At 38.1% G+C, this 22304-nt stretch carries 25 protein-coding genes; 2 read left to right on the top strand and 23 right to left on the bottom strand.

All coding sequences use genetic code 11. The features are described from left to right. Positions 1 to 200 precede the first annotated feature (200 nt). Positions 201 to 1637 carry a 4-hydroxyphenylacetate 3-monooxygenase, oxygenase component gene (gene hpaB / locus ACOT8F_RS17850; protein ID WP_421653281.1) on the top strand — a complete coding sequence of 479 codons (1437 nt, stop codon included), beginning with the start codon at positions 201 to 203 and terminating at the stop codon, positions 1635 to 1637. 19 nt (positions 1638 to 1656) lie between these two features. On the opposite strand, the gene ACOT8F_RS17845 is transcribed toward hpaB, so the two are convergent. The 20 genes from ACOT8F_RS17845 to ACOT8F_RS17750 form a co-directional block, all read right to left on the bottom strand. Beyond that, on the bottom strand, positions 1657 to 2022 hold the full coding sequence (locus ACOT8F_RS17845; protein WP_421653279.1) for a replication termination protein: 366 nt from the start codon (positions 2020 to 2022) through the stop codon (positions 1657 to 1659). Positions 2023 to 2546: 524 nt separating this feature from the next. Beyond that, a complete protein-coding gene (locus ACOT8F_RS17840) occupies positions 2547 to 2984 on the bottom strand; it encodes a nucleoside 2-deoxyribosyltransferase (protein WP_421653278.1) in 438 nt (145 codons plus the stop codon). Between the two features lie 423 nt (positions 2985 to 3407). Continuing rightward, positions 3408 to 4349 (bottom strand): NADP-dependent oxidoreductase, encoded by a 942-nt coding sequence (locus ACOT8F_RS17835; RefSeq protein ID WP_421653297.1) that lies wholly within the window; start codon positions 4347 to 4349, stop codon positions 3408 to 3410. A 192-nt stretch (positions 4350 to 4541) separates the two neighbouring features. After that, positions 4542 to 5372, bottom strand: a complete 831-nt coding sequence (gene yidC / locus ACOT8F_RS17830) for a membrane protein insertase YidC (protein WP_421653276.1) — start codon at positions 5370 to 5372, stop codon at positions 4542 to 4544. After that, positions 5306 to 5674: a hypothetical protein gene (locus ACOT8F_RS17825; RefSeq protein WP_421653274.1), complete on the bottom strand. Its 369-nt coding sequence runs from the start codon at positions 5672 to 5674 to the stop codon at positions 5306 to 5308. The genes yidC and ACOT8F_RS17825 overlap by 67 nt, the downstream gene beginning before the upstream one ends. 175 nt (positions 5675 to 5849) lie before the next feature. Then, entirely contained in the window at positions 5850 to 6047 is a 198-nt protein-coding gene (locus tag ACOT8F_RS17820) for a cold-shock protein (RefSeq protein WP_421653272.1), read from the bottom strand. A 1070-nt stretch (positions 6048 to 7117) separates the two neighbouring features. After that, positions 7118 to 7432, bottom strand: a complete 315-nt coding sequence (locus tag ACOT8F_RS17815) for a gas vesicle protein (RefSeq protein WP_421653295.1) — start codon at positions 7430 to 7432, stop codon at positions 7118 to 7120. Positions 7433 to 7766: 334 nt separating this feature from the next. Further along, the gene (locus ACOT8F_RS17810) at positions 7767 to 8051 is read right to left on the bottom strand and encodes a gas vesicle protein K (protein WP_421653271.1); all 285 of its coding nucleotides are present in this window, start codon (positions 8049 to 8051) and stop codon (positions 7767 to 7769) included. Continuing rightward, complete coding sequence (locus ACOT8F_RS17805; RefSeq protein WP_421653270.1) at positions 7997 to 8272, bottom strand: gas vesicle protein; 276 nt, start codon at positions 8270 to 8272, stop codon at positions 7997 to 7999. The genes ACOT8F_RS17810 and ACOT8F_RS17805 overlap by 55 nt, the downstream gene beginning before the upstream one ends. 14 nt (positions 8273 to 8286) lie before the next feature. Next, a complete protein-coding gene (locus ACOT8F_RS17800) occupies positions 8287 to 9105 on the bottom strand; it encodes a GvpL/GvpF family gas vesicle protein (protein ID WP_421653269.1) in 819 nt (272 codons plus the stop codon). 25 nt (positions 9106 to 9130) lie between these two features. After that, a complete protein-coding gene (locus ACOT8F_RS17795; RefSeq protein ID WP_421653267.1) occupies positions 9131 to 9376 on the bottom strand; it encodes a gas vesicle protein GvpG in 246 nt (81 codons plus the stop codon). Further along, a complete protein-coding gene (locus ACOT8F_RS17790) occupies positions 9373 to 10140 on the bottom strand; it encodes a GvpL/GvpF family gas vesicle protein (RefSeq protein ID WP_421653265.1) in 768 nt (255 codons plus the stop codon). The genes ACOT8F_RS17795 and ACOT8F_RS17790 overlap by 4 nt, the downstream gene beginning before the upstream one ends. A 6-nt stretch (positions 10141 to 10146) precedes the next feature. Next, positions 10147 to 11061, bottom strand: coding sequence for a gas vesicle protein GvpN (gvpN, locus tag ACOT8F_RS17785; RefSeq protein ID WP_421653264.1), 915 nt, complete (start codon positions 11059 to 11061; stop codon positions 10147 to 10149). Between the two features lie 29 nt (positions 11062 to 11090). Next, complete coding sequence (gene gvpO, locus ACOT8F_RS17780; RefSeq protein ID WP_421653263.1) at positions 11091 to 11357, bottom strand: gas vesicle protein GvpO; 267 nt, start codon at positions 11355 to 11357, stop codon at positions 11091 to 11093. A 67-nt stretch (positions 11358 to 11424) separates the two neighbouring features. Beyond that, positions 11425 to 11700 (bottom strand): gas vesicle structural protein GvpA, encoded by a 276-nt coding sequence (gvpA, locus tag ACOT8F_RS17775; RefSeq protein ID WP_421653262.1) that lies wholly within the window; start codon positions 11698 to 11700, stop codon positions 11425 to 11427. Between the two features lie 13 nt (positions 11701 to 11713). Next, entirely contained in the window at positions 11714 to 12247 is a 534-nt protein-coding gene (locus ACOT8F_RS17770; protein ID WP_421653260.1) for a gas vesicle protein GvpQ, read from the bottom strand. A gap of 402 nt (positions 12248 to 12649) precedes the next feature. Continuing rightward, positions 12650 to 12991: a PH domain-containing protein gene (locus tag ACOT8F_RS17765; protein WP_421653259.1), complete on the bottom strand. Its 342-nt coding sequence runs from the start codon at positions 12989 to 12991 to the stop codon at positions 12650 to 12652. A gap of 50 nt (positions 12992 to 13041) precedes the next feature. Then, positions 13042 to 14469: a phospholipase D family protein gene (locus tag ACOT8F_RS17760; RefSeq protein ID WP_421653258.1), complete on the bottom strand. Its 1428-nt coding sequence runs from the start codon at positions 14467 to 14469 to the stop codon at positions 13042 to 13044. A 475-nt stretch (positions 14470 to 14944) separates the two neighbouring features. Beyond that, positions 14945 to 15148: a DUF6501 family protein gene (locus ACOT8F_RS17755; RefSeq protein ID WP_421653257.1), complete on the bottom strand. Its 204-nt coding sequence runs from the start codon at positions 15146 to 15148 to the stop codon at positions 14945 to 14947. Between the two features lie 73 nt (positions 15149 to 15221). After that, positions 15222 to 16034 (bottom strand): protein phosphatase 2C domain-containing protein, encoded by an 813-nt coding sequence (locus ACOT8F_RS17750; RefSeq protein WP_421653256.1) that lies wholly within the window; start codon positions 16032 to 16034, stop codon positions 15222 to 15224. Positions 16035 to 16207: 173 nt separating this feature from the next. Between ACOT8F_RS17750 and ACOT8F_RS17745 the strand changes: the two genes are divergently transcribed. Further along, positions 16208 to 17116 carry a superoxide dismutase gene (locus ACOT8F_RS17745; RefSeq protein WP_421653255.1) on the top strand — a complete coding sequence of 303 codons (909 nt, stop codon included), beginning with the start codon at positions 16208 to 16210 and terminating at the stop codon, positions 17114 to 17116. Positions 17117 to 17216: 100 nt separating this feature from the next. On the opposite strand, the gene ACOT8F_RS17740 is transcribed toward ACOT8F_RS17745, so the two are convergent. From ACOT8F_RS17740 to sucA, 3 genes are all read right to left on the bottom strand, one after another. Continuing rightward, entirely contained in the window at positions 17217 to 17507 is a 291-nt protein-coding gene (locus ACOT8F_RS17740) for a hypothetical protein (RefSeq protein WP_421653254.1), read from the bottom strand. Positions 17508 to 17915: 408 nt separating this feature from the next. Further along, entirely contained in the window at positions 17916 to 19214 is a 1299-nt protein-coding gene (gene odhB, locus ACOT8F_RS17735; RefSeq protein WP_421653252.1) for a 2-oxoglutarate dehydrogenase complex dihydrolipoyllysine-residue succinyltransferase, read from the bottom strand. Between the two features lie 13 nt (positions 19215 to 19227). Continuing rightward, entirely contained in the window at positions 19228 to 22080 is a 2853-nt protein-coding gene (sucA, locus tag ACOT8F_RS17730) for a 2-oxoglutarate dehydrogenase E1 component (protein WP_421653251.1), read from the bottom strand. Positions 22081 to 22304: the final 224 nt, after the last annotated feature.

Below are 22304 nucleotides of genomic sequence, written 5' to 3'. Positions count from 1 at the left end.
ATCGCACGAGAGTGTATTAGTAAAATAAATTTTAGTTATTTCAATCATTAGATTTTCTAATTATAAAACCGGAAAAGACTTAACCTCTTTTTGTACTTCCTTCAATAAGTAAAATAATTTCTAACGCTGTCCCTGCAAGCCTTAACCAGGCTGTATACACATATGATGGAATAACGGCTATTTTAAAGGAGCTGAGTCGAGTGCCTGCAATAAATGGAAAGGAATATAAAAACCGGCTGAAAAAAATGAATCCTGAAATATGGCTAAACGGGAAAAGAGTTTTAGACATAACGGTTCATCCTGCATTTAAAGGGGTCATTGAGAGTAAAGCACACCTTTATGACATGCAGCATGAGGAAGAGAAAACAGATCTTCTAACATATAAATCCCCCTTAACAGGCCAAAAAACAGGTACTTCTTTTTTACCGCCTGCTTCGAAAGAAGACCTGGAAAAAAGAAGGCTTGCTACTCAGGAATGGGCAAAAACCAATGCAGGTCTGCTTGGGAGATCGCCGGAATATATGAACACTACTATCATGGCTTTGGGAACAGCCTCAGATTTTTTTAAAGATGGTGACTACCCTTTTGATAAACATGCCAAAGAAATATATGAACGTGCGAGAGAAAAAGATTTATGCTTTACCCACACTTTTATCACTCCTCAAGTCAATAGGTCTGTGGCTTATTTTGAAGATTCAGAAGACGTCATTGCAGCCCAGGTCGTTAAAAAAACAAATAATGGGATCGTTATAAAAGGCGCCAGGCTGCTCGCTACACAAGGAGGTATGACAGATGAGCTCCTTGTGCTGCCAGCTGGGGGCAATTATATAGCCGAACCTTATATTTATGCGTTTTGCATTCCGGCAGACACCCCTGGCCTGAAATTCATTTGCAGAGAATCCTTCTCATACGACCAGAGCCGGTTTAATCATCCGCTCGCTTCAAGGTTTGATGAGCTGGATGCAATTGTAGTTTTTGATAATGTAGAAGTTCCTTGGGAAAATGTATTTCTTTTTCAAAATTATTCGAAAGCAATGAGCATGTTCAATGAAATGAATTTTAATTCGCATGTTCTTCACCAAGTATTGTCTCGGCAAGTTGTCAAAACAGAATTTATTCTTGGTGTGGCCCAATCCCTGGCCGAGGCCATAAGTGTAGATGATTATCTTCATATTAAACATAAGATCAGTGATATCATTCTTGGTCTTGAATCATTAAAGGCACTTCTTCTTGCATCTGAATACCATGCTAAGCATGATAAGAGAGGCATTATGGTTCCAGATATTTATTCTTTGGATGTTTCAAAGCTAATGTATACGAAACTTTATCCCAGTTTCATTGAAATTCTCCAGCTTATAGGGGCAAGCGGCCTTATTTCCTTGCCTTCAGAGGCTGATTTCCAATCCGAAATCAGTCAGGATCTTGAAAAGTATTTGCAATCTGCTGCTTTGCCGGCATTTGAAAGAGTGAAAGTTTTCAGACTTGCCTGGGATCTCAGCATGAGCGCTTTTGGAACAAGACAGACGCATTATGAGCGGTTTTTCTTTGGAGACCCTGTTCGTCTTGCTACAAGCTTGTATAATGGATATGATAAAACTCCATATGTTCAGAGAGTAAAAGATTTTCTTGATATCTAACCTATCTGCCAAAAAGCAGTCAATAATTATCCTTGATTGCTTTTTGGATCAATGCCTGACAGCGGTCCAGTTCCTGCTTCAGCTGCTTTTTGTATCTTTTAGCAGCTTCGTAATCCTCAAAGCGATAAAAAACCACCTCCTGGAGTTTCATCCCCTCTTTTTTCTGCCTAATCTGCTTTAAGATCCCATCATCTATTAAATCATGCAAAGCTTTATAAACTTCTGAATGATTCGGTTTAAAGCCAATAGGAGCAAACTCTTCTCTAAGAGTATCTAATAATTTCAGACCATACAGTCTTTCATTTTCTGTCATTGTAATCATGTATAATTTTAAAAATGCTCTTTGCTTTAGTAAGAACCCGCTTGCATTTCTTGTATCAGTCATTAGAAGATCCTCCTTTTTCTTTTTCTTCCTTGTTCTAACTATACAATATTTTCTTTCAATTCCCTATGAAGCTGTATAAAACCCTCCTTTTGACATTTTGTTACTAGTTTTTTAACTTTATATTGGTTATTTAGAACATAGTTTAAGTAGAAAAAATATTAATTTCTAGGGTCCTACAATTTAAATAATATAGTTTTTAACTGTTTACTTAGAACATAGTATTTTTAGATAAAGGCTGTTTTCGCAGAGATTGTTGTTTTTCGTACATGCTTTTATCACGCATTCAGACTAGCATCGGGGCATCTTTTCTTAAAGTTTTTGCCATCCCAATGGTTTTGATGACTAAATATAGGGTCATGAGCAACAAAGTTTAAGAAAAGAGCCTAGATAAATTTTACTCTATTTTACAGAACTTGTTCTTGTTTAAGTTAATTTTCTATGTTTATTTAGAACATAGTTTTATTTAATTTGTTAATTCTCCTCAATAAAAAAAGCCTGGCTGTTCGCCTTAGGCTTCTATCTTCCTATATAACTTCCCCTTTATAAGGGATGGATGTTAAATTGGTAAAATCATATGCATCAAGCTCTGCCCGTGATTGCAGTACTGCCCTTGGTGATCCTGCAATCATAAGATTGACAGCGCCCTTTTTTTCTTTAAAAAGCACAATTGGAATACGATTGGCGTATGCATAGCCGATTTCCCACATTGTCCCTGAATCAGGGCCTTTATTATTTCCGCTATCATGGACAGCTAATACAACATCCGCTTCATGAAGATGAGATAAGTCATTGCCAAAAACAGCATCTCTCCATGGCTGCGATCCGAATTTCAGCATTCGGAATTGGGAATCAACTGCAGTAAAGGTTTCAAGTCCTTTTATATTTTTCAGCACATTCTCAATGTATCGGAGCCTCTCCTTTTCCTCTTCATCAAAAAAAGGGCTAGCTATAAAAACTTTCATATCATTTTCGCTCCTGTATTCTAAATTTATTTGTGCGGGTATAAGACTTCAGCAACCTTTGAATTAAGAAAAGATGCCACGAAAACGATTCGCCAACGCACTAAACATTTTACTGATAACAACAGCTTTTGCGAAAACAGCTTTTTTTTAAAAAACCTGCTTTATAGAAAGTAGATGCCTCATTAATGAACATTATTATTCCATTTTTACTAATTAAAAAGGAATATCTGCATAGTGGCCAGTCACTACGCTCACTTTCTATTACCATCATCATGCGCATGGATTATTCCATTCTAAAAAAACAATTTAAATGGTGCCGTTGACAACAAAAAACCTGTATAGAATAAAATTCTATACAGGTTTAAGAATTCCTATTATATTGTAAACGGCCTCCAAATAGGCGTTTTTATATGTCAGATGTGGTTATGCTTGTTCCATTCGAATAACGATTTTTCCCTTGGCATGATGACTTTCGCTTAATTCATGTGCATCTTTCACACCCTGTTCAGTGAGCGGAAAAGTTTCTCCTACTATAGATTTTACTTTTTTTGCTTGAAGCAATTCAGCGATTTCCTCAAGCTGCTTGCCATTCGGCTCAAGCCATACCATTTCTGCTGTTACACCATGTTCTTTAGCAAGCTCTTCGTCCGGTTTTTCTACAATAGAGGCCATTCTGCCTCCTTTTTTTAATACAGCAAAGCTTTTCTTTTGAATTTCTCCGCCCATTGAGTCTAGAACAAAAGCGACATTCTCTACTTCTTTTTCAAAGTCTTGTTCTTTATAATTAATTACCTCGTCTGCTCCAAGTGATTTTACAAAATCAGCATTTTTTCCGCTAGCGGTTGTGATAACATATGCCCCTTTATGTTTTGCGAACTGAATAGCATATGTTCCTACTCCGCCTGATCCTGCGTGGATTAATACTTTATCGCCCTCTTTTACTTTCCCGAAGTCAAAAAGGCACTGCCATGCCGTCATTCCCGCTAATGGAATAGCTGCCGCTTCTTCAAAAGAAATAGCTTTTGGCTTAAAAGCAAGAAGGTGATCGTCAACAAGAGTATATTCAGCATATGTTCCTCTATTGGTTGTTTCCGGGCGCGCAAATACCTCATCACCCTTTTTAAAACCCTTGACATTTTCCCCTATTTGCTCAACAATTCCAGCTGCATCCCATCCTAAAACGATTGGAAATTCAAAAGGCATCATCTCTTTAAGATATCCCTCTCTGAGCTTCCAGTCTATCGGATTGACAGATGTGGCATGAAGTTTAACAAGAACCTGGCTTTCACCAGGGACAGGCTGTTCCAATTCCATTTCTTTCAGCTGATCTTTGCCGCCATATTTTTCAATGACAATTGCTTTCATCTTTATCACCTGACCTGTATGGATTTTTTGACGGGTTACCTCCATATTTTACCCTTCGTCTCATTATCTGAAACAGATCTTCTTTCCAGTTCAAACAATTACTTGGGCTAGAAACTTACTTTTAATCATTGAAACGTAAAAAGGTGCAGGCCGTTCCTCAGAAGAGAAAGCTTGCCTGCACCTATTGCACATTTATTTTTGAACAGATATTTCATGCGTTTCAATTTTATGGCCATATAATCTTTGTGACAGCATCGTTTGGAAAATAACGAAGATTCCTCCCACTGTCCAATAAAGCGGAAGAGCAGCAGCTGCTGAAAATGAGAAAATCCCCATCATAATCGGAGACAAATAGCCAAAGGCAGCCATTTGTTTTTGCTGAGCTTCATCCATCCCTTTTAACGAAACACGGAATTGCACTAAATAGATGGCTGCCGCAAGAATCGGCAATATCATATCTGTGTGGCCAAGATTAAACCAAAGAAAAGTATGTGATGCAATTTCCGGTGTTTGGCGAATTGCATAATAGAATCCCATCAAAATTGGCAGCTGGAGCAATAGCGGCAAACAACCTGCCAATGAAGCAAGCGGATTGACTCCATGCTTTTGGTATAACTTCATCGTTTCCTGCTGCAGTTTAGTTTTTGCTTCAGGATCCTTCGTATTCTTCATTTTTTCCTGAATTTCTTTTAATTCAGGCTGAACTTTAGCCATTTTTGCTTTCATAACCATTTGATTTTTCGTTTGCTTTAGCATAAATGGCATTAGTACAAGACGGATTAATAATGTGGTTAAAATAATCGCCATTCCATAGCTTCCGCCAAACCATGAAGCAAATGTTTTAATAATCACTGAAAAAGTGTAAACAAAATAATGATTAAAAAATCCAGGCGTTTGAGATGTGATCGAGTGCGATTGGCCGCTGGCTGATTGACAGCCTCCAAGTACCAATCCTGCTAGCAAAATGATTGAAAATAGGGCAAGAATCCGTACCGGGATGAATGCAGAAAGTTTTTTTCCCATATTGTTCCTCCTTGAAAATTGGTAAACTTTATTGCCTCAAGAAGGAAACTGGGAGGCACGTCATCCGACGTTTCACACCTGTATTTTATAAGAGAAATCCATGTTCTAATTTCATCCCGTTCATTTTTCAGCCGCTGCGAAGAAACTTTGGATGACCGTTCACTAAGGCTGTATTGTTTATAAACCGGCTGATACTTTACTTGATGTTTTAGTAAGTATACAAGTGCGAAAATCGTAGCCATCGCCACAAACACGCTGATCAGCATCATGTATGGTTCAATATCCGCTGAAATTTCTAGCATTCTCTGCATTCACCTCCCTTCATTCAGACAAGTATACAATAAATAAGTTTGAAAAGAAAGCTTGTCCATAAATGTTAGTAAACCCTTTCAGCATTTATGACAAAAAGATGTCAAAATGAAAATAAAGCAGCTAAAAAAGCTGCTTTACCTAAGTTTGGTTCATTATCTAAATGTTTCAGGCGTTCTGCCTTGGATTGTCGACAACTTGCAAATCCTTTGTACCAGGCTTCATTTCGCTTTTGCAAATAGGGCAAACAGGTGTTTCGCTGCTCTTGAAATTATCCCGCACCCAGCAGTTGCACTCATCTGAAGTGCAAAGCCAAACTTTCGTTTCCTCTAATACGATTTCCTCAGCAGGTTTTCTATTATACATTCGTCTTGTTACCCCTTTCGGTTACAATCCTAAAAGTAAGTTACGAGTGCTACACATTTCAATACGCATAGAAAAAACAAAAATTCACGTATTATAAAAAGTACCCTTTTGTAAACGATAACTCTTTATAATAAGTGAATTTCAGTAAATATACAATCTAATTATACCTCTAATTTACTTGATTTGTCAATTCGGTGTTTTTTGCAAATGAAGGATCCAGATTAAGAACTGATTTTATTATGCCCTTATTCCTGAATCCTACACATGCATCTTTTTTTCCTGCATTTATGCAGAATAATTTGGCCGAGAGTCCGCCAATCTTTTAAAACTAAAACAATGAAAGCCCTGCCTCTCTTTCATCCTTACGGTTCCTTGACCGAGCCAGTGAGAATCAGATTTCAAAAAAATGTGGGTGAAGAGTAAGATGTAGGAGAGAATAGTAACTTATTCTGTAAGGTTCACTATATGAAGAGGATGGTCCATAAGGACGGGGTTAGTTATCCTTAAAACTTTATTACTTGCTTTATAGTGAACGTTATACTCTTCACGATCCCTAACTTAGTAGGGGAACGCAGAAAACGTTCTTATTAATACCCTCGGCAATAACAGCCACGGAAACTTAATTATATAACTTATTTACCTTTCTGTCAACTACTGATTAGTTTTTTAATTGAGAAACGTTAAAGTTTTATCGTTCCAGGAATAGAATGAAAATAGCGAATGGTTAAGTTCATCTTTTAGTATACATAAGGGAATTCGAGACTAAATTACTCGCAGACAGACCAATTTTTTATATAATCAAACGATAATGAGCACCTGCAGCTTAGTTAACGGCAAGATTGATTCATTTATGAGCGTGAAACCCCTTTATATCAGCGCTTTTCAATCTTTTATCAGCGGGCAGACCCAATTTATCAGCGCTGCATTTTTTATCAGCGCTCCCCAGTCTTTGATCAACGTGCTGCATTTTTTATCAGCACATCGCAATCAACTATCAGCAGGCACTTTAACAAAATTTTAAAACTAATAAATCCCCCTTTTCGTTACAGATGAGAAGGGGGATTTATCAGTTAGCTTTCCTGTTCATTTTTTGCAGCCAAACTGCGTTCGAGATTATTGATTCTTTCCAGCAGCTCATCATTTTTATGTTCTAATTTCTCAGTGTGTTTTGAGGAAAAGTATGAATCAGTCTCCCACCAGTCCATGCCAATTTCTTTCGCTTTATCTACAGATGCTACAATCAGCCGGATTTTTATAGTGAGTAACTCTACGTCTGCAAGTCCAATTTTTATATCTCCTGCAATGACAACACCTTTATCAAGAATTTTTTCCAATACTTCTACAATGTTGCTCGAGTTGGATGAAGTTTGCATTTGCTGACTCATCATGATCCACTCCTTTTTTTAGGCTCTTTACTTAAACTTTGTTGCTTTCAGACTTCTTTTTATAAGGCTCTTTTCTTAAACTTTGTTGCTTCTCGCTTTAAATTTTAGCTGCAGGACCCTTGATATTTGGCAGGACCTTTAAGAAAAGATGCGCCGAAGCAAGTTAAAATGCGTGTTAAAAGCATTTACAAACAGCAACATTCTCTGCGAAAACAGCCTTTTATAAATAAGCGAGTCATTCAGGTCAAACCATTAAGAAAAATGCCTCGAAGCCTTTCTGGCCTCGTAACAAAAACAAGTACAAACAATAATCCAGGCCTAAACTGCGCCTTTGCTACAATAAGTTGCCTAACGGTCCAAGGTCGATGTTCAGATCATCGTCCGTTAAATTGAATACTTTCTTTAATTCATCCATTTTCACTTCAAGGTCCATTAGCGCATTTCCTAGACGCTCTATCTCGTCATCTGTTAGCGTACCACCTTCAACCCGGCGGATCGCATGGCGTTCAACAAGCTGCCGGATCAATTCGACTAAGGTCATGACCAGCTGCGAGAGTCCGCGTTCTACATTGTCCGGGTCGAAGTCGATTCGACCAGTTTTTCGTTTAAGCTGTTCCATTCCTTCATCTCCTCTCTGCTGCTCTTGATACTGCCATCCTCTCTTTGCTGTACCAGTTTTTCAACAGAAGTGATTAATAGCCTCAGATCAAGATAAACAAGATCAATGTTGGCAATAGAGATAACTAGCTCGCCTCTTATAGCTACTCCTTTATCAAGCACTACATCCAGAATATCAAGCAGGGTAACATCCTGCCCTCTTAACGTTTCATCATTGGCCATTGCCGCCACCTCCTTTAAAGGTTAGCAAAGTAATACGTTGGCCAAGGGCCAGTAGCTTCAATCGTATATGCTTTGTTTTCTTCCGCTGTTTGCATGGATTTTATTTCTTCAAGCAAACCTTTCACCTTATCTTTATCAATTAAATACACACTGTTCCATGCCATAACATCATCCCTGCCCGTTACTTCTTTCGATAGGTTTTTCTTTACAGCGGATTTGCTTGATAGCGATGAAAGTTTATCATGGATCATCCGTGACTTTTTTTCGATTTCTTTTTCAAGCAATTCATCAGCAAACTTTTCTAATTTTTTTCTTTCAAAGAATTGCCTTCCTGAAGATAGCAGCTCGATCGCTTTCTTTTTTTCTTCAAGTTCAGGAGAAGATAAAAGCACATTCTCTTTAACGGCTTCTTCAGAACAATAAATTTTCACATTCCATTCCTCTTTGTTTTGCAATGAGGAAAAGAGGGCCAATATCGTATCTTTTTGATGATTGATAACTTCGTTTAAATTATTTTCATTTTTAAAGATTGTACAAAACTTAAGAGGAATAACGGTATACTGCTCATTAATTTTCACAAGAGCATCGTGATGATGAAAAGCTTTATCTCTTAGCCACTCGCCATTTTCCATTTTTGCTTCAAGTTCTTCTTCACCGTATTCTTTTTCATCGAGCTTGCACATGACAGCTGTAATTTCCCCAAAGCTCTTCGTATAAGTTAAATGCTGTTCATCTAAACCTTTAAATGATTGAAGAGGTTTGGCATCCGCTTCAGCTGCAGGAATAAATCCGTAAACATACATCAATTCTTTCGTATCAATTGCAGGATTCATGATAACACCCTCCTGTTTCTTTACCCTAATCTCTATTTTGAAAAAGAGCCTGTTCTTTTCTTTTTGCGATTTCATAGCGTTCAAGAAGTACTTCTTCTGATTCTTTGTATTCTTCTTCCGTGATTTCTTCCATTTCGAGCATCAATTCCAGATGAACGAGCTTTCGCTGAATGGTTTCAAGATCATATAATTCTTTATCCGCTTCCTCCTGAACCTTTTCTCCGACCTTAATGACCAGGTTAATCGGAGCAGTAAAGAGTTTATGAATCATTGAGCTTCCCTCGCTTTCAACTTTATATCAATAAAGTTATAAGCAGGCCAAGGACCTGTATATTTGAAATCTGCTTTAACCTGCCATTTTTCGTATAATTCGTTCACAAGTTTATCAAAACTTTGATCGTTTTCTTTATCTACTAAAAATGAAGCATTCAAGAGCATTCGTTCCCCGATCATGTCATTTTGTTTAGAAGAATCGGCTATTTTAGCAAGTGGAAGAAAGATTTCTCTCGCAATTTGCTCTTTTTTTTCATTCATATACTTATTGGCATATTCACCAAGCTGTATTCTGTCATAATAAGCTGCGTTCTCACTTTTATCTTGAATTTTTTCCTTCAATTTAACAATTTCTTTATTTTGATGAATTTCCTCTTGCAGCCAGTCTTTTTTACCAATCACTTTCAGTCCGATTTCAATTTTGTTTTCTATTTTCGGAAAAATGGATTGAAATTCATCATGAAGATTCTCCATTAAATAAAGAACATCTTCTTTTGTTTCAAAGATATTGCCAAAACTCATGGGTATAACGGAGTAATCGTCCATTAAAGAAGCGACAACCTGCTGATGTGAACCAAGATTATCTTTTTTTGGATGATAAATTTTAATTGGAAGCTCGGCCACTACCATAGAATACTCCTTGAACGGTATCGTCTGAAGCTCCCGCTCATTTCCTTCCATGTCGACTGTACCCAGCTTTTTATTCACATTGTCCGTATTGATTGCACAAAACGTATAAAATCCTTGTTTTTCTTCTTCCATGGCTTTTTATCCTCCAGTCGTTTTCTTCAATTCGCTTATTATAAAACTTTCGATTTTTTCTTTTGTATCCTGCTGCCGGTTCTGGCTTATTGGAAAGGTCAAAACGTCCAAGCACAGCTTTTGAAATACCACGTCTTCCTTGCTGATGGCAATTTCTCTGCTTTTTGCTATTGTTGAGATCATTAATGCTGCTCTCATACCTGGTCCCAAGCTTTTTTTTCCAGAACTTTTTTGCCGCAGGCGTCCGATAAATTCCACAATAAATTTTGCGTCCTCTTCAGGCAATCCTGATTTTCCTGCTACAAGCGATGCTTCGGTATCCATGTTTGGATACTCAAGCTTTAATGTAATCAATCTATCAAGCAAGGCATCCTGTGTTTGATAAACACCTGCGTATTCTTCAGGATTGCTAGTGAGTATGATTTTAAAATCAGGGTGCACAGGTATGTATGATGTTTCCTCTTTTGTGCCGAAAAGAGGAAGAATTCCTTCTTCTATAACTGAAAGCAGCAAGTTATTGGTTTCAGGCTTGGATCTTGTGAATTCATCATAAATCACAACGTGGCCTTCTTTAACAGCCTTTAATAAACGGCCATCCTCCCAAGCTTCATCCAGTCTTTCCTGCTTTTTATAAACAGAGCGTACAAAATTATCTACTAATGTATTTTTAACATATCCTCTGAAAGAACCAAGCAAATCTTCATTTGTCATTTCATGATTACCGGACAGGAAAGTGACTGGCTGTCCAAACTGATCCGCAACATACAGCGCCAAAGAAGTTTTCCCAATTCCTGATACACCTGTAAAATGCACAGGATAGTGATTGGAAAGATAAGTAACTGCTCTTTCGCCAATTTGCTTAAATTCAGGATAAATGACAATATCCTGTTTAAATGGTTTTTCTATTTGCTGGACTTCCATTTGCACTGCCTCCTGCCGACACATACTTTTTAATCTTCTTCAATTATTGCTGCGCTTCTTGGGCGCATGCTTTTACGATTATAAGAGACTACTTCCATCTCCTCATTGATATGGGCATGATAGACACCGATCATTTGATCTTTTGCGTATGCTTTCATATATTCCTTTTCTTCGATAACCTCGACTACAACATCCCAGCCATTATCTGCTGGCTTTACAGAAGTTATTTTAAAAGGCGGTCTAACATATTCTGTAAAAAAATCTGTTACTTCCTGCAGCAATTGTTTCATGCTCATCGAGATCTCCACCCTGTTCCTTAAAATGGAACCAAGGGCGCAACATTTGCGCCCTGGTTATGATTCATTATTTAGAAGAAGCTGATATTCTTTCACGTTCGCCTTTTTGATCGGATAACTTAAATTCGTCATCCATTAATTCGTCTCTGATAAGGCCGACAGCCTCAGCATAACGCAGCCAAGTATCGACACTTGCGATTACTACCCTTGCTTCAATCGTGATTAGCTCGATTCCAACTAGAGATACTCTTGCAAATGCGTCAATTACAATCCCTTTATCAAGAATACGGTCGATTACCTCTGCTAAACTAGAACTGTCAGTACTTCTTTGAATGCCTGCCATTCTTAATCACTCCTTAATTAAAATAATGCGGAATATCTTTTGCACTTTTAACTTCGTTTACTCCGCGGATGTCAGTAGCGCTTTTAAGGTCTTTTGCTGATTTAACACGGTTTCCGTTATTTTTTGATTTTACTTTTTCCTGAAATGTTTCTCCTGCATCTTTCACTTCTGCAAGTTTTCCTTTTACATTAAGCAGCTTTTCCTGCAGATTGCCGCTGAGTTCTTCCGCTTTGCTGTGGACCTTATCTGCTAACTTGTCCTCCGCATTGCCCATCTTCTCTTGAGCCTCCAGCATTTTTTCCTGCATTTTTTTCTTTGCTTTTTTCTTCGTGTGATCGATTATTTTTTCTTTGGCTTTTTCTTTGACTGTTTCTTCTAAGCCATCTTTGATGTCTGCTCCTGTGATGTGATTGGAGTTTTGTTTTTTTGATTTGTCTTTTGAACCCGACTTAAATAATAAAGCAGATCCGATAAGGGCACTTCCTAGAACAGCACCTTTTATCCACTTATTATTTGAATGTTCCTTTGCTTGGTCCAAAATGTCCATATAAAAACCAACCCCTTTCGACCACGCTTAGTGTTAATTTACACGTGTTGGGTTAAACTTAAACATAATTCTCAAGGAATGTGCATTTTCAGGAGTTTGTACTCACAAAGAAAATCCTTACTATTTTTATCTATATAGGGCTTGTCCCTATGAGACTAGGATTAACGAAATATAGTTATCCATAAATGGGTCTTTGTGCGCAGTTCATATAGAGTGTTAAATAGTCTAAATAAGGAAATAAACCCTTTTTTCACAAACCATTTTTGAAAAATATAACGTAAAAAACCTAACTATACGTTCTAATAGACTATTATTTTCTATCAATGGAAACTATTATTCCGTTTGGTTTACATAATATTATTATTTTCACCAAAAAAAGCGTCTTTTCAGACGCCATTTAATTTATACAATGTTTTTTGTTAAGATTGCTTGAATTTCAGTCATGTCCGTATTCTTTGAAAATTCTAGCTGAAATGTCTGGTTTTTTGTCATTAATAACAATTCCGCATCCAGATCGAACAATCCCGCCTCCTCGATTGCAAAACTCTCAATCGATTTATAAGGAACGAATACTCTGGCTTTTTTTCTTGAAAATAATTTGTTGTCAAAAAAGATGACTCTCCGGTCAGTGAAGCAGATCTGATCAATTCGAAGCTTATAAACAGCCTCAATGCTTTCCCCTTCAATTAAAAGGCTTTCGAAACTGCGTGTATCACTGGATTTGCTTGCTGAAAAAAGACCCATAAAATCTCTCCTTTCTTCTTTCCGTTTCATTTTAACATTACCGCTCCTGCTTAATAGGTTGTAAATCCTAACAATTCCTGAATCGTAAAGATCACTCTTTTAACTGGTGTCAATTTATCTTGATAAACAGATTGAGGCAATGTGTAGGTACCGCCGGTATTATTCCAAAGCATTGTAAAATACGAATCCATATCTTTCATAACCTTTTTATCAGCTGATGCTTCAATCATTAAATCTGTTTCAAGATTTAAGTCTGCCAAATTTCTTTTCGTAAAATTGGCTGAACCGGCAAGTATCGTTGCTTTTCCTTTATGTTTTAAAAACATGGTTTTCGTGTGATATTGTTCTTTATCTACGTTATACCAGCGGATTTTTATTTTCCCTCCTGTTTTGTCAGCAAGCTCACTTGCTATTGGCCTGTTAGGAATCCCAATTTTTTGTTTTCCGAAGGCATTCTTATTCGGATCAAGTATTAACCGCACATTCACTCCTCTTTTAGACGCCGAAACGATTTTATCTATAATTCCCCTGTCTGCGAGATAAAACATCCCCATCCATAAATCATCACCTTTATTACTTGAGTCAATCGCCGTTTCTAAATGCTTCAAAACTTTACCTTCAGTTAATACCCTAACAGATATTTCTCCCTCTTCTTTTTCCTGCTGAAAAGAACCGGGCAATTTCTCATGCGCTGAGTAACTAGCAACAGCTTGTTCTGATTTTAATAGATCTTTTAGAATATTTCCTTTCACTTCAAAAGCCATATTAGAATGCAATCCGCTGGCATCATGAGGGTTTGCAGAGCTTACCATTCCCGATTTATCAGTAATAATAACTTTTCTATGGTTGGCTTTAATATTTAATAACTTTAAATAGGATCTCAATGTTACTTTAGGTGCTTTGCTTGAAAGAGGATTAGGGAGCCAGCCTTTACCTTCTGTTCCAAACCATTGCATTGCTGTTCTCCAAACGCTTGAATAAATCGGATTAGAATCACGCAATTTTTCGAGGTTCGTTTGAATGACATGAATTCCATTCTCTTTTAGAAGGTGAAGCTCCTTAGCACGGTGAGCTCCATACGAGGTATTCACTTCATCAGAAATAAAAGTAATTTGGATCTTCGGATTTTGCTTTTTCTTTTTAATCAGAGTTTGAGTCAATTGTTCACTTATTTTTGGGTATTTAACTCCATCATCGATATAGTTGTTATATAAAAATAAATCAATAACGATAAAGCGATCTGCTTCATTGATCATTTGATTGAATCTTGGAAAAATTTCTTCCTGGTGAACCTCTTTTTCTCCTTTTTTATAAGATAAATTACTATACATTCTTATATCGCTCACTCTGTGTACCGGTCCTTCATAAGACAATCCCTCCGGCAAAGGCTTATAGCAGTTATAGATCATGGTCATGCCTAGTATCAGAATAATAACTAAGATAATGACCCGTTTTTTTCTCAAAATCCCAAAATTCATGCCTTCATCTCCTGTTTATCAAACATAAACTGCTGATTATTTCCCTTATTTCGATTAAAGCAAACAAGTGAGGAAGCAAATTTTTTATTGAAGAAAATTAGCATTGTATTATTATTAATGGCCATCTTCCTGCTCAAAAATTTACTTAAATGGATGAAAAACAATAAAGTTTAGGTTCAGTTTAAGCTTAATATTGATTTTTACACCTAGTTGATTGGAGCGGGTGCTGAGACTCCTGCTTAGAAAAGCGTGTCAAGGGAGACCCCGCAGGAGCCAAGCGACGAGGAGGCTCTAAGGTAAGCCCGCTAAAGCTTGAGTGCCTGCTTGCTGCAATCAACAGCCAAGTTTAACTGGGCCAAATTTAAGAAAAGAGCCAAATAAAAAAAGCTGAATTATGGAGGGAATAGCTTTAATCCCTTTTATTCAGCCTAAACCACATATTTCATTATCTTTGAAATGCAAAAACCTCTCGGAATTAATCTTCTTTAAAATAATCTTTGTAAAACCCGCTGACTTTTCCGGAATTATCCACAACAAAGTAAAATTCTTCAGTTTCATTTTTCACTTCGTATTTTTTTCCTTCTGTCAGAGCATGATTAACAAGATATTTCTTTGCATTTGTATGTACACAAGTAATTTCTTTGAGTGTTTTGCTGTCTTGCCATGTATGATGAATCATCTCGAACGCCCCTTTAAAAAGTTTCTCTTTATTTTACCAATATTAAGTATTACCTTGCAATGGCTCAAGTCATTTACATTAATCTTAATAGAATGGCTGTTCGATCATCCGGACGAAGTCCCATTTTTTGTTCTGTTCTTTTTATCTTTTCGGCGAGTAGAGAGAGACCATTTTTAAGAGCTTCCTCCATTATGTAAGCCATGTCTTTCTCTGGAAAAAAGAGGCCATCAGATAAAAGAAGGATCGACTTTATCTCATCTTTATTCAGAAACCCTGTCTGAATAAAATTTTCTAACGCCTCTTCCCCGTTGCAAACAGAATAGCCTTGCTCCGTATTGGCCATTTTTCTGTTATAGGCTTTGGATGCTAGAAAATTAGAAGAATAGAACTCTTCTGTATAGATATCTTTTCCTGCTTTTCTTTCTGTTTCTCTTTTGGCTTTTGCGCGTTTGCTAATCCCTCTAACCGAATTTTTTGTCACTTCTTTTATTTTTCCATCATGCATTTCAGCTAAGATCATGCAATCACCAGCTTGCGCATAATGCACTTTTTCTTCTTCAAAAAGGATTATTGCTGCACATGTTGACCACAGATAAGATTTATCATTAAGGTCGATTGCCTCCTTTTGCATTTCCTCCTTTAATTTTTTATTAGCTGAAAGGATTCCTTCTTTAAGGGTTATTTCCGGATTGTACTCATATAAAAAATAACGGCTGAATAGATGGGAAGCAATGTGAGCGCCATTTTCCTGATATTTGTTTTTGTAAGAATTCAATGGAGTTACACCATCAAAGACCCCAGCAAGCTTATATACAGGATGGAGCACAAATGCATCTTCCTGAAGATCTTTAATTGGACTTTTTTTATGATAAAGGCTGCTTTTCATTAGTCAACTTCTCCTTTTATGCCTATAAATCACAGTTATCAATACTTTTTCTCCACAAACTAGGATTCTCCTGCTCCCTTAATCAGTAAATCCGTGCATCTCTTTTTTTCATTGGAACTGTCCCAGCAGAATATGTATTATACCGTAGCCTTAGTCTAAGGAGGAGTTGACATTTGCAGAGTGAACCTTACATTCAAACCTTAAAACAATGGTGTGATGAAATAAATGTTCAATGGCCGGAAATTAAGGCCGCCTTATCGGAAAAATTAACTGAACAGCAGATTGAAGAATGGGAAAAGGAATTTCGGATCTTCCAGGCCTCATTAGGTAGCTCTTACTTTCATAGAAACAGTTCTACTTTATATGGTCAGGCGAACGAACTGTATTTATTATTAGAGAGGTACAGCCAGGAGTTAAGTGAATCCAGACAGTTTAGGGAATTCCAGCAAAACCCAGAAGCCGTGCCTATCGGACAGCATAAACTGCCCGCTCTTCCCTATTCTTACGACGCACTGGAGCCATATATATCCGAAGAAATTATGCGGCTGCATCATACAAAGCATCATCAAAGCTATATAACTGGTTTAAATAATGCCGAACTTGAAATGAAAAAAGCTAGAGAAAGCGGTAACTTCACATTAATCAAGCACTGGGAACGGGAAGCGGCATTTCACGGTGCAGGTCATTATCTTCACACCATATTCTGGTTTATTATGAGTCCAGGAGGGAGTACTCCAGGAGGTCAGATGTTAAAAGCACTTACAAGCTCTTTTGGAAGCTTTGATAGCTTCAAACAGCATTTTACTGAGGCAGCTAAAAATGTCGAAGGTTCTGGTTGGGCATTGGCAGTCTGGTCACCCCGATCCCGAAGGCTGGAAATTTTAAATGCAGAAAAGCACCAAAATCTAAGCCAATGGGATGTTGTTCCGCTCCTAGTTTTAGATGTTTGGGAGCATGCCTATTACCTTCAGTATAAAAATGACAGAGCAAAGTATATTGAAAATTGGTGGAATGTTGTGAACTGGCGGGAGGTGGAAATCCGCTACAACACAGCTAAAAAAATCAAATGGCAGCCGTATTAAAAGGATTTTAGAACCAGTAAACCCCAATAATGAATAGCCATAAAACAGCAGAATAAAAAAATGCCGGATTACTTCCGGCATTTTTTTGCTAATGTTCAATTTAATTTGAAAAAGTCGAATCAGCCGCCTGATCGCATGCCCTAATAGCCTCTTCAAATGAATGGTTAACTGATTCGCTGTTTGAAGGCTGTTTCGATGCATGAATGGCGTTCTCCACAGAATTGCAAATATCTTCAAGCATTTTTTGGTGCTCTTGACCCGCTTGCTCATTCATGCAGGATTTGATTTGCTCATGGCATTGTCTAAGCTGTTCTTCTGAATTCTCAGGATTTTGCTGAGCCTGCTGCAAGGTTTGTACAGCTTGCTGTAATACATGCTGAATATTGGACATGTAAGTCCCTCCCTACTTATTTATTAAATAAATACTGCCTTATTCTTTCTTCAGGAAAGGATTTTATTCATCAGCTGCTGATTTTAAAAGAAATACCCTACAATATCTGCAAAATTCTTCTTTTTAAACTTTTTAGCTCTTTTAAACTTGGCTGTTGATTTCACTCAAGCTTTAGCGGGCTTGCCTTAGAGCCTCCTCGTCGCTTTGCTCATGCGGGACTCTCCCTTGCTGAGCCAACTTTTTAGCGCTCATCCATTTAAGTGAATTCAGATCCGAAATAAACATGCGATTTTTAAGAAAAAATTTTCAAAAGCGAAGTCTCTATGCGTGTTTTAAGCCACTTTGAAAAGCAGCAAACATTGAGTAAAAAAAAAGGAATCCCGCTGCCGGAATTCCTTTTTAATCATATCAGCCTTCAAGAAGAAGAGATTCTGGATCTTCAAGAAGTTCTTTTACTGCAACAAGGAAACCAACAGCTTCCTTGCCATCAATTACACGATGGTCATAAGACAATGCGATATACATCATCGGACGATTTTCCATTGTATCATTATCAATGGCAACAGGGCGAACCTGGATTTTATGCATTCCTAAGATTCCCACCTGAGGACCATTAAGTATTGGCGTAGATAGCAATGAACCAAAAACGCCTCCGTTTGTAATCGTAAAGGTTCCGCCTTGCAGTTCATTCAGGCTGAGCTTATTATCCCGTGCCTTTTTAGCAAGACCGGAAATTTCACCTTCAATATCTGCAAATGTTTTGCGGTCTGCATCTCTTACAACAGGCACTACAAGTCCTTCCTGTGCTGAAACGGCAATTCCGATATCATAGAATTTTTTCAGAACAAGCTCATTTCCTTGAATTTCAGAATTCACAAGAGGGAACTTTTTCAATGCAGCAACTACTGCTTTTGTAAAGAAAGACATGAAACCAAGACGAACATCATGCTGCTCAAAGAAACGGTCTTTGCGGCGTTTGCGAAGATCCATTACAGCCGTCATATCTACTTCATTAAACGTTGTCAGCATAGCGGCGTTCTGCTGAACTTCTACAAGACGATTTGCTATTGTTTGACGTCTGCGGGACATTTTCACACGCTCAACCGGCTTGGCAGGATTATCAGCCGGCTGCTGTTTTGCAGGCTGTTCCTTTTTTGCTTGCTGAGCTTCTGGTGCTGCAGCCTGCTGTTTTTGACCGTCAAAATTCTCAACGTCATGTCTGCGAAGTCTTCCAAGAGGATCAGATGACGGAACATTATCAAGACTGATTCCTTTTTCTCTCGCCAATTTTCTTGCTGCAGGAGAAGCAACCGTTCTGGAAGATTTCTTTTCTTCATTAGATGCTTCGTTTTCCGGCATGTAATCTGTTTTTGGCGTATCAGCAGGAGGAGTTTGCGCTTGACTTCCTGCTTGAGGATCGGAAGACTGCACTTCTTTTTGTGCAGTTTCATCTTGCGTTTGGCCGGATTGTCTATTTTCATCGATCATCCCAATCGTTTCGCCAACCTGTACAGTGTCTCCAGCTTCTTTTAACACTTGTTTAAGCACGCCGGATTGTTCTGCTGTTAATTCAACATTTACTTTATCCGTTTCAAGTTCAAGCAAATATTCCCCTTGTACTACAAAATCACCCGGCTGTTTCAGCCATTGGGCAATCGTTCCTTCAGAAATAGATTCAGCAAGTTCCGGTACTTTAATTTCAGCCATTTTCATTTCCCCCTTAGTTATTCCATGTCAATGCTTCAGTAATAATACGCTCTTGTTCTTTCTTATGAACCGTTGGATCTCCCTCTGCTGTACTAGATCTTCTTCTTCTTCCTTCATATGAAACGGTAACGTTCTCAGGTGCAACTTCGCGGAGCTTTGCTTCCATGAAGGACCATGCTCCCATGTTCTGAGGTTCTTCCTGAACCCAAACAATCTCTTTAAGAGCAGAATATCGATTCAGAATGGAACTGATTTCGTTTTTAGGAAACGGATAAATTTCTTCTACTCTGACTACATGGATGCCATCTGCAGTGCCTTCCATATTTTTAAGCTTTTCAGAAATATCAATGGAAATTTTTCCAGAACAGAAGACGATTCGTTTTACGTTTTCAGTACTGCTTCCCAGTCCCTGCTGTTCAAGCACAGGCATAAAGGATCCGCTGCTCAGCTCTTCTACATCAGAAACGGTATTCGGATTGCGGAGCAAGCTTTTCGGCGTCATGATGATCAAAGGACGCACTTCTTCTTTTTGAAGAATTTTAGCCTGTCTTCTTAAAATGTGGAAATATTGAGCTGCACTTGTTAAATTTGCAACTGTCCAGTTGTTTTCTGAAGCAAGCTGCAGGAATCTTTCAAGTCTGCCGCTTGAATGCTCAGGGCCCTGTCCTTCATATCCGTGAGGAAGAAGAATAACAAGTCCTGATTTTTGTCCCCATTTTGCTCGTCCAGCAGAAATAAATTGGTCGAAGAACACTTGTGCAGCATTTGCAAAATCTCCATATTGCGCTTCCCAAAGAACCAGGGTTTCCGGTGCAAATACATTATATCCATATTCAAATCCCAGAACAGAACCTTCAGAAAGAGGACTGTTATGAACAGCAAATGAAGCTTTAACATCTTCGATCGTGTGAAGCGGAGAGTATACCTCGCCTGTAGTGCTGTCATGAAGAACCAGGTTTCTCTGCGCAAAAGTTCCGCGTTCAGAATCCTGCCCTGTCAGCCTGATAGGTGTGCCTTCCTGAAGAATCGCACCAAAAGCGAGCGTCTCAGCAAGACCCCATTCTACTTTATGGTCTTCTTCCATCACATTTGCTCTTCGCTCTAAAATTCGCTTAAGCTTGCCAAAAATGTTAAAGCCTTCAGGCCATTTCACAAGCTGGCGATTAATCCCGTGCAATTGTTCAAGCGGAACAGAAGTGTCCACTTTCGGGAAGCCGTTTAAAATGGTTTCCGGAAGCTCGATATCGTGAATTTCTGTTACTTGTCTATTCGGAACTTTTTTATAAGCTGTTTCAAGCTTGTTTTGCACTTCTTCTTCCAGCCCGCTTACATCAGCCTCTGAAAGGACATTTTCATTCTGAAGCAATTTGCTGTAAAGCGTTTTTGCTGTAGGATGCTTGTGTACTTTTTCATACACCTGCGGCTGGGTTGTCATAGGCTCGTCCATTTCATTGTGGCCGAATCTTCTATAGCCGATCAGGTCTATTAAAAAGTCCTTTTTAAATTTATAGCGATATTCAAGCGCCATTGTAATTGCAGCAAGGCATGCCTCAGGATCATCTGCATTTACGTGAACGATTGGAATTTCATAGCCTTTTGCAAGGTCGCTTGCATAACGTGTTGAACGTGAATCCTTGCTTTCTGTTGTAAATCCAATCACATTATTTGCAATAATATGTATCGTTCCGCCAGTCTGATAACCTTTCAGCCTGCTCAAGTTTAGGGTTTCAGCGACAATTCCCTCTCCAGGAAATGCTGCATCACCATGAATCAGAACAGCAAGCGATTTGCTGATATCCTGTTCAGGAAACCCTTGTCCATATCTTGAGTCTTGAGCTGCGCGAGTGTAGCCTTCAACAATCGGATCCACAAATTCAAGATGGCTCGGGTTATTTGCAAGGGTAAGTCTAGCGCGAACTGTGCTTTCATCTTTAATTTGTCTGTCTGCTCCAAGGTGATATTTCACATCACCGCTCCAGCCGTAGTTAATGCCGATAGATCCCTCTGAAGGAACTAGCTCTTTATTTGGAGCATGCTGGAATTCAGAGAAAATGATTTCATATGGTTTTCCTAAAACATGAGCTAAAACGTTCAGCCGGCCTCTGTGAGCCATCCCTATATTGACTGTTTTTGTTCCAGCATGAACAGCACCTGAAATAAGGTCATCAAGCATTGGAACAAGCATATCAAGTCCTTCGATTGAAAAACGCTTTTGACCGACAAATGTGCGGTGAAGGTATTTTTCAAATCCTTCAACTTCCATCAGCCGCTTTAAAACAGCCGCTTTTTTTTCAGTTGATTGAACTGTGAAAATATCCCCTGATTCCACAATTCTTTTCAGCCAATTTTTTTCTTCAATATGATGCACATGGTCAAATTCAAAAGCAATTGATTTTTTATAGGTTTCCCTTAAATAATTTATTGCTTCGTATCCATCCTTTAAATCTTTCGGTGCATCTGGGCATAAAACATGAACTGGAATTTCCTTTAAGTCATTTTCAGTAAGCTGATAATCCTCTAAACGCAAAAAATCTTCTTTATTCTCATCGTTGCCGAGAGGATAAATAGAAGCATAAACGTGTCCGTATGTCCGGATATCTTCAGCCAATTTTACGGCAGATGCAATCTTCTGGATTTTGTCTGCAGAAAATGCAGATAATTCAGCTGGTGCACTGGATGGCTGATGAACTCTTCCCTGTATTTCTGTTTCAGATGGTTCCCCAAGAGTGTCAAATAATTCTTTTAGATCGGCATCAACGGATTCAGGATTTTCAAGATATTGCTCATATAAATCCATAACATAGCCGAGATTGGGACCGTGAAAGTCTTCCCATGAAACTTGAGGCTTTGGTGCAGTTTGTGACATTGACATTACCCCCAACTGTAAATTACCAAATGCTTATTAATGGATACTATTTCGATATACAATTTCCGAAACAAATCGGGTAAAATGAAAGGATAAAAAAAGCTAAAACGCTTCCACAGCTATTTTACCACTCTGACTGCATACTTTCCAACAATTATCGATAGAATTTTTAAAAATAATAGTAAAAAACAAAAAATTTAGGGTTTTTTGTTTAATGAATAAAA

The sequence above is a fragment of the Chryseobacillus diguaensis genome (assembly GCF_049220665.1).
Taxonomy (GTDB): domain Bacteria; phylum Bacillota; class Bacilli; order Bacillales; family Bacillaceae; genus Metabacillus_B.
This window is presented reverse-complemented; position numbering and strand designations above follow the sequence as displayed.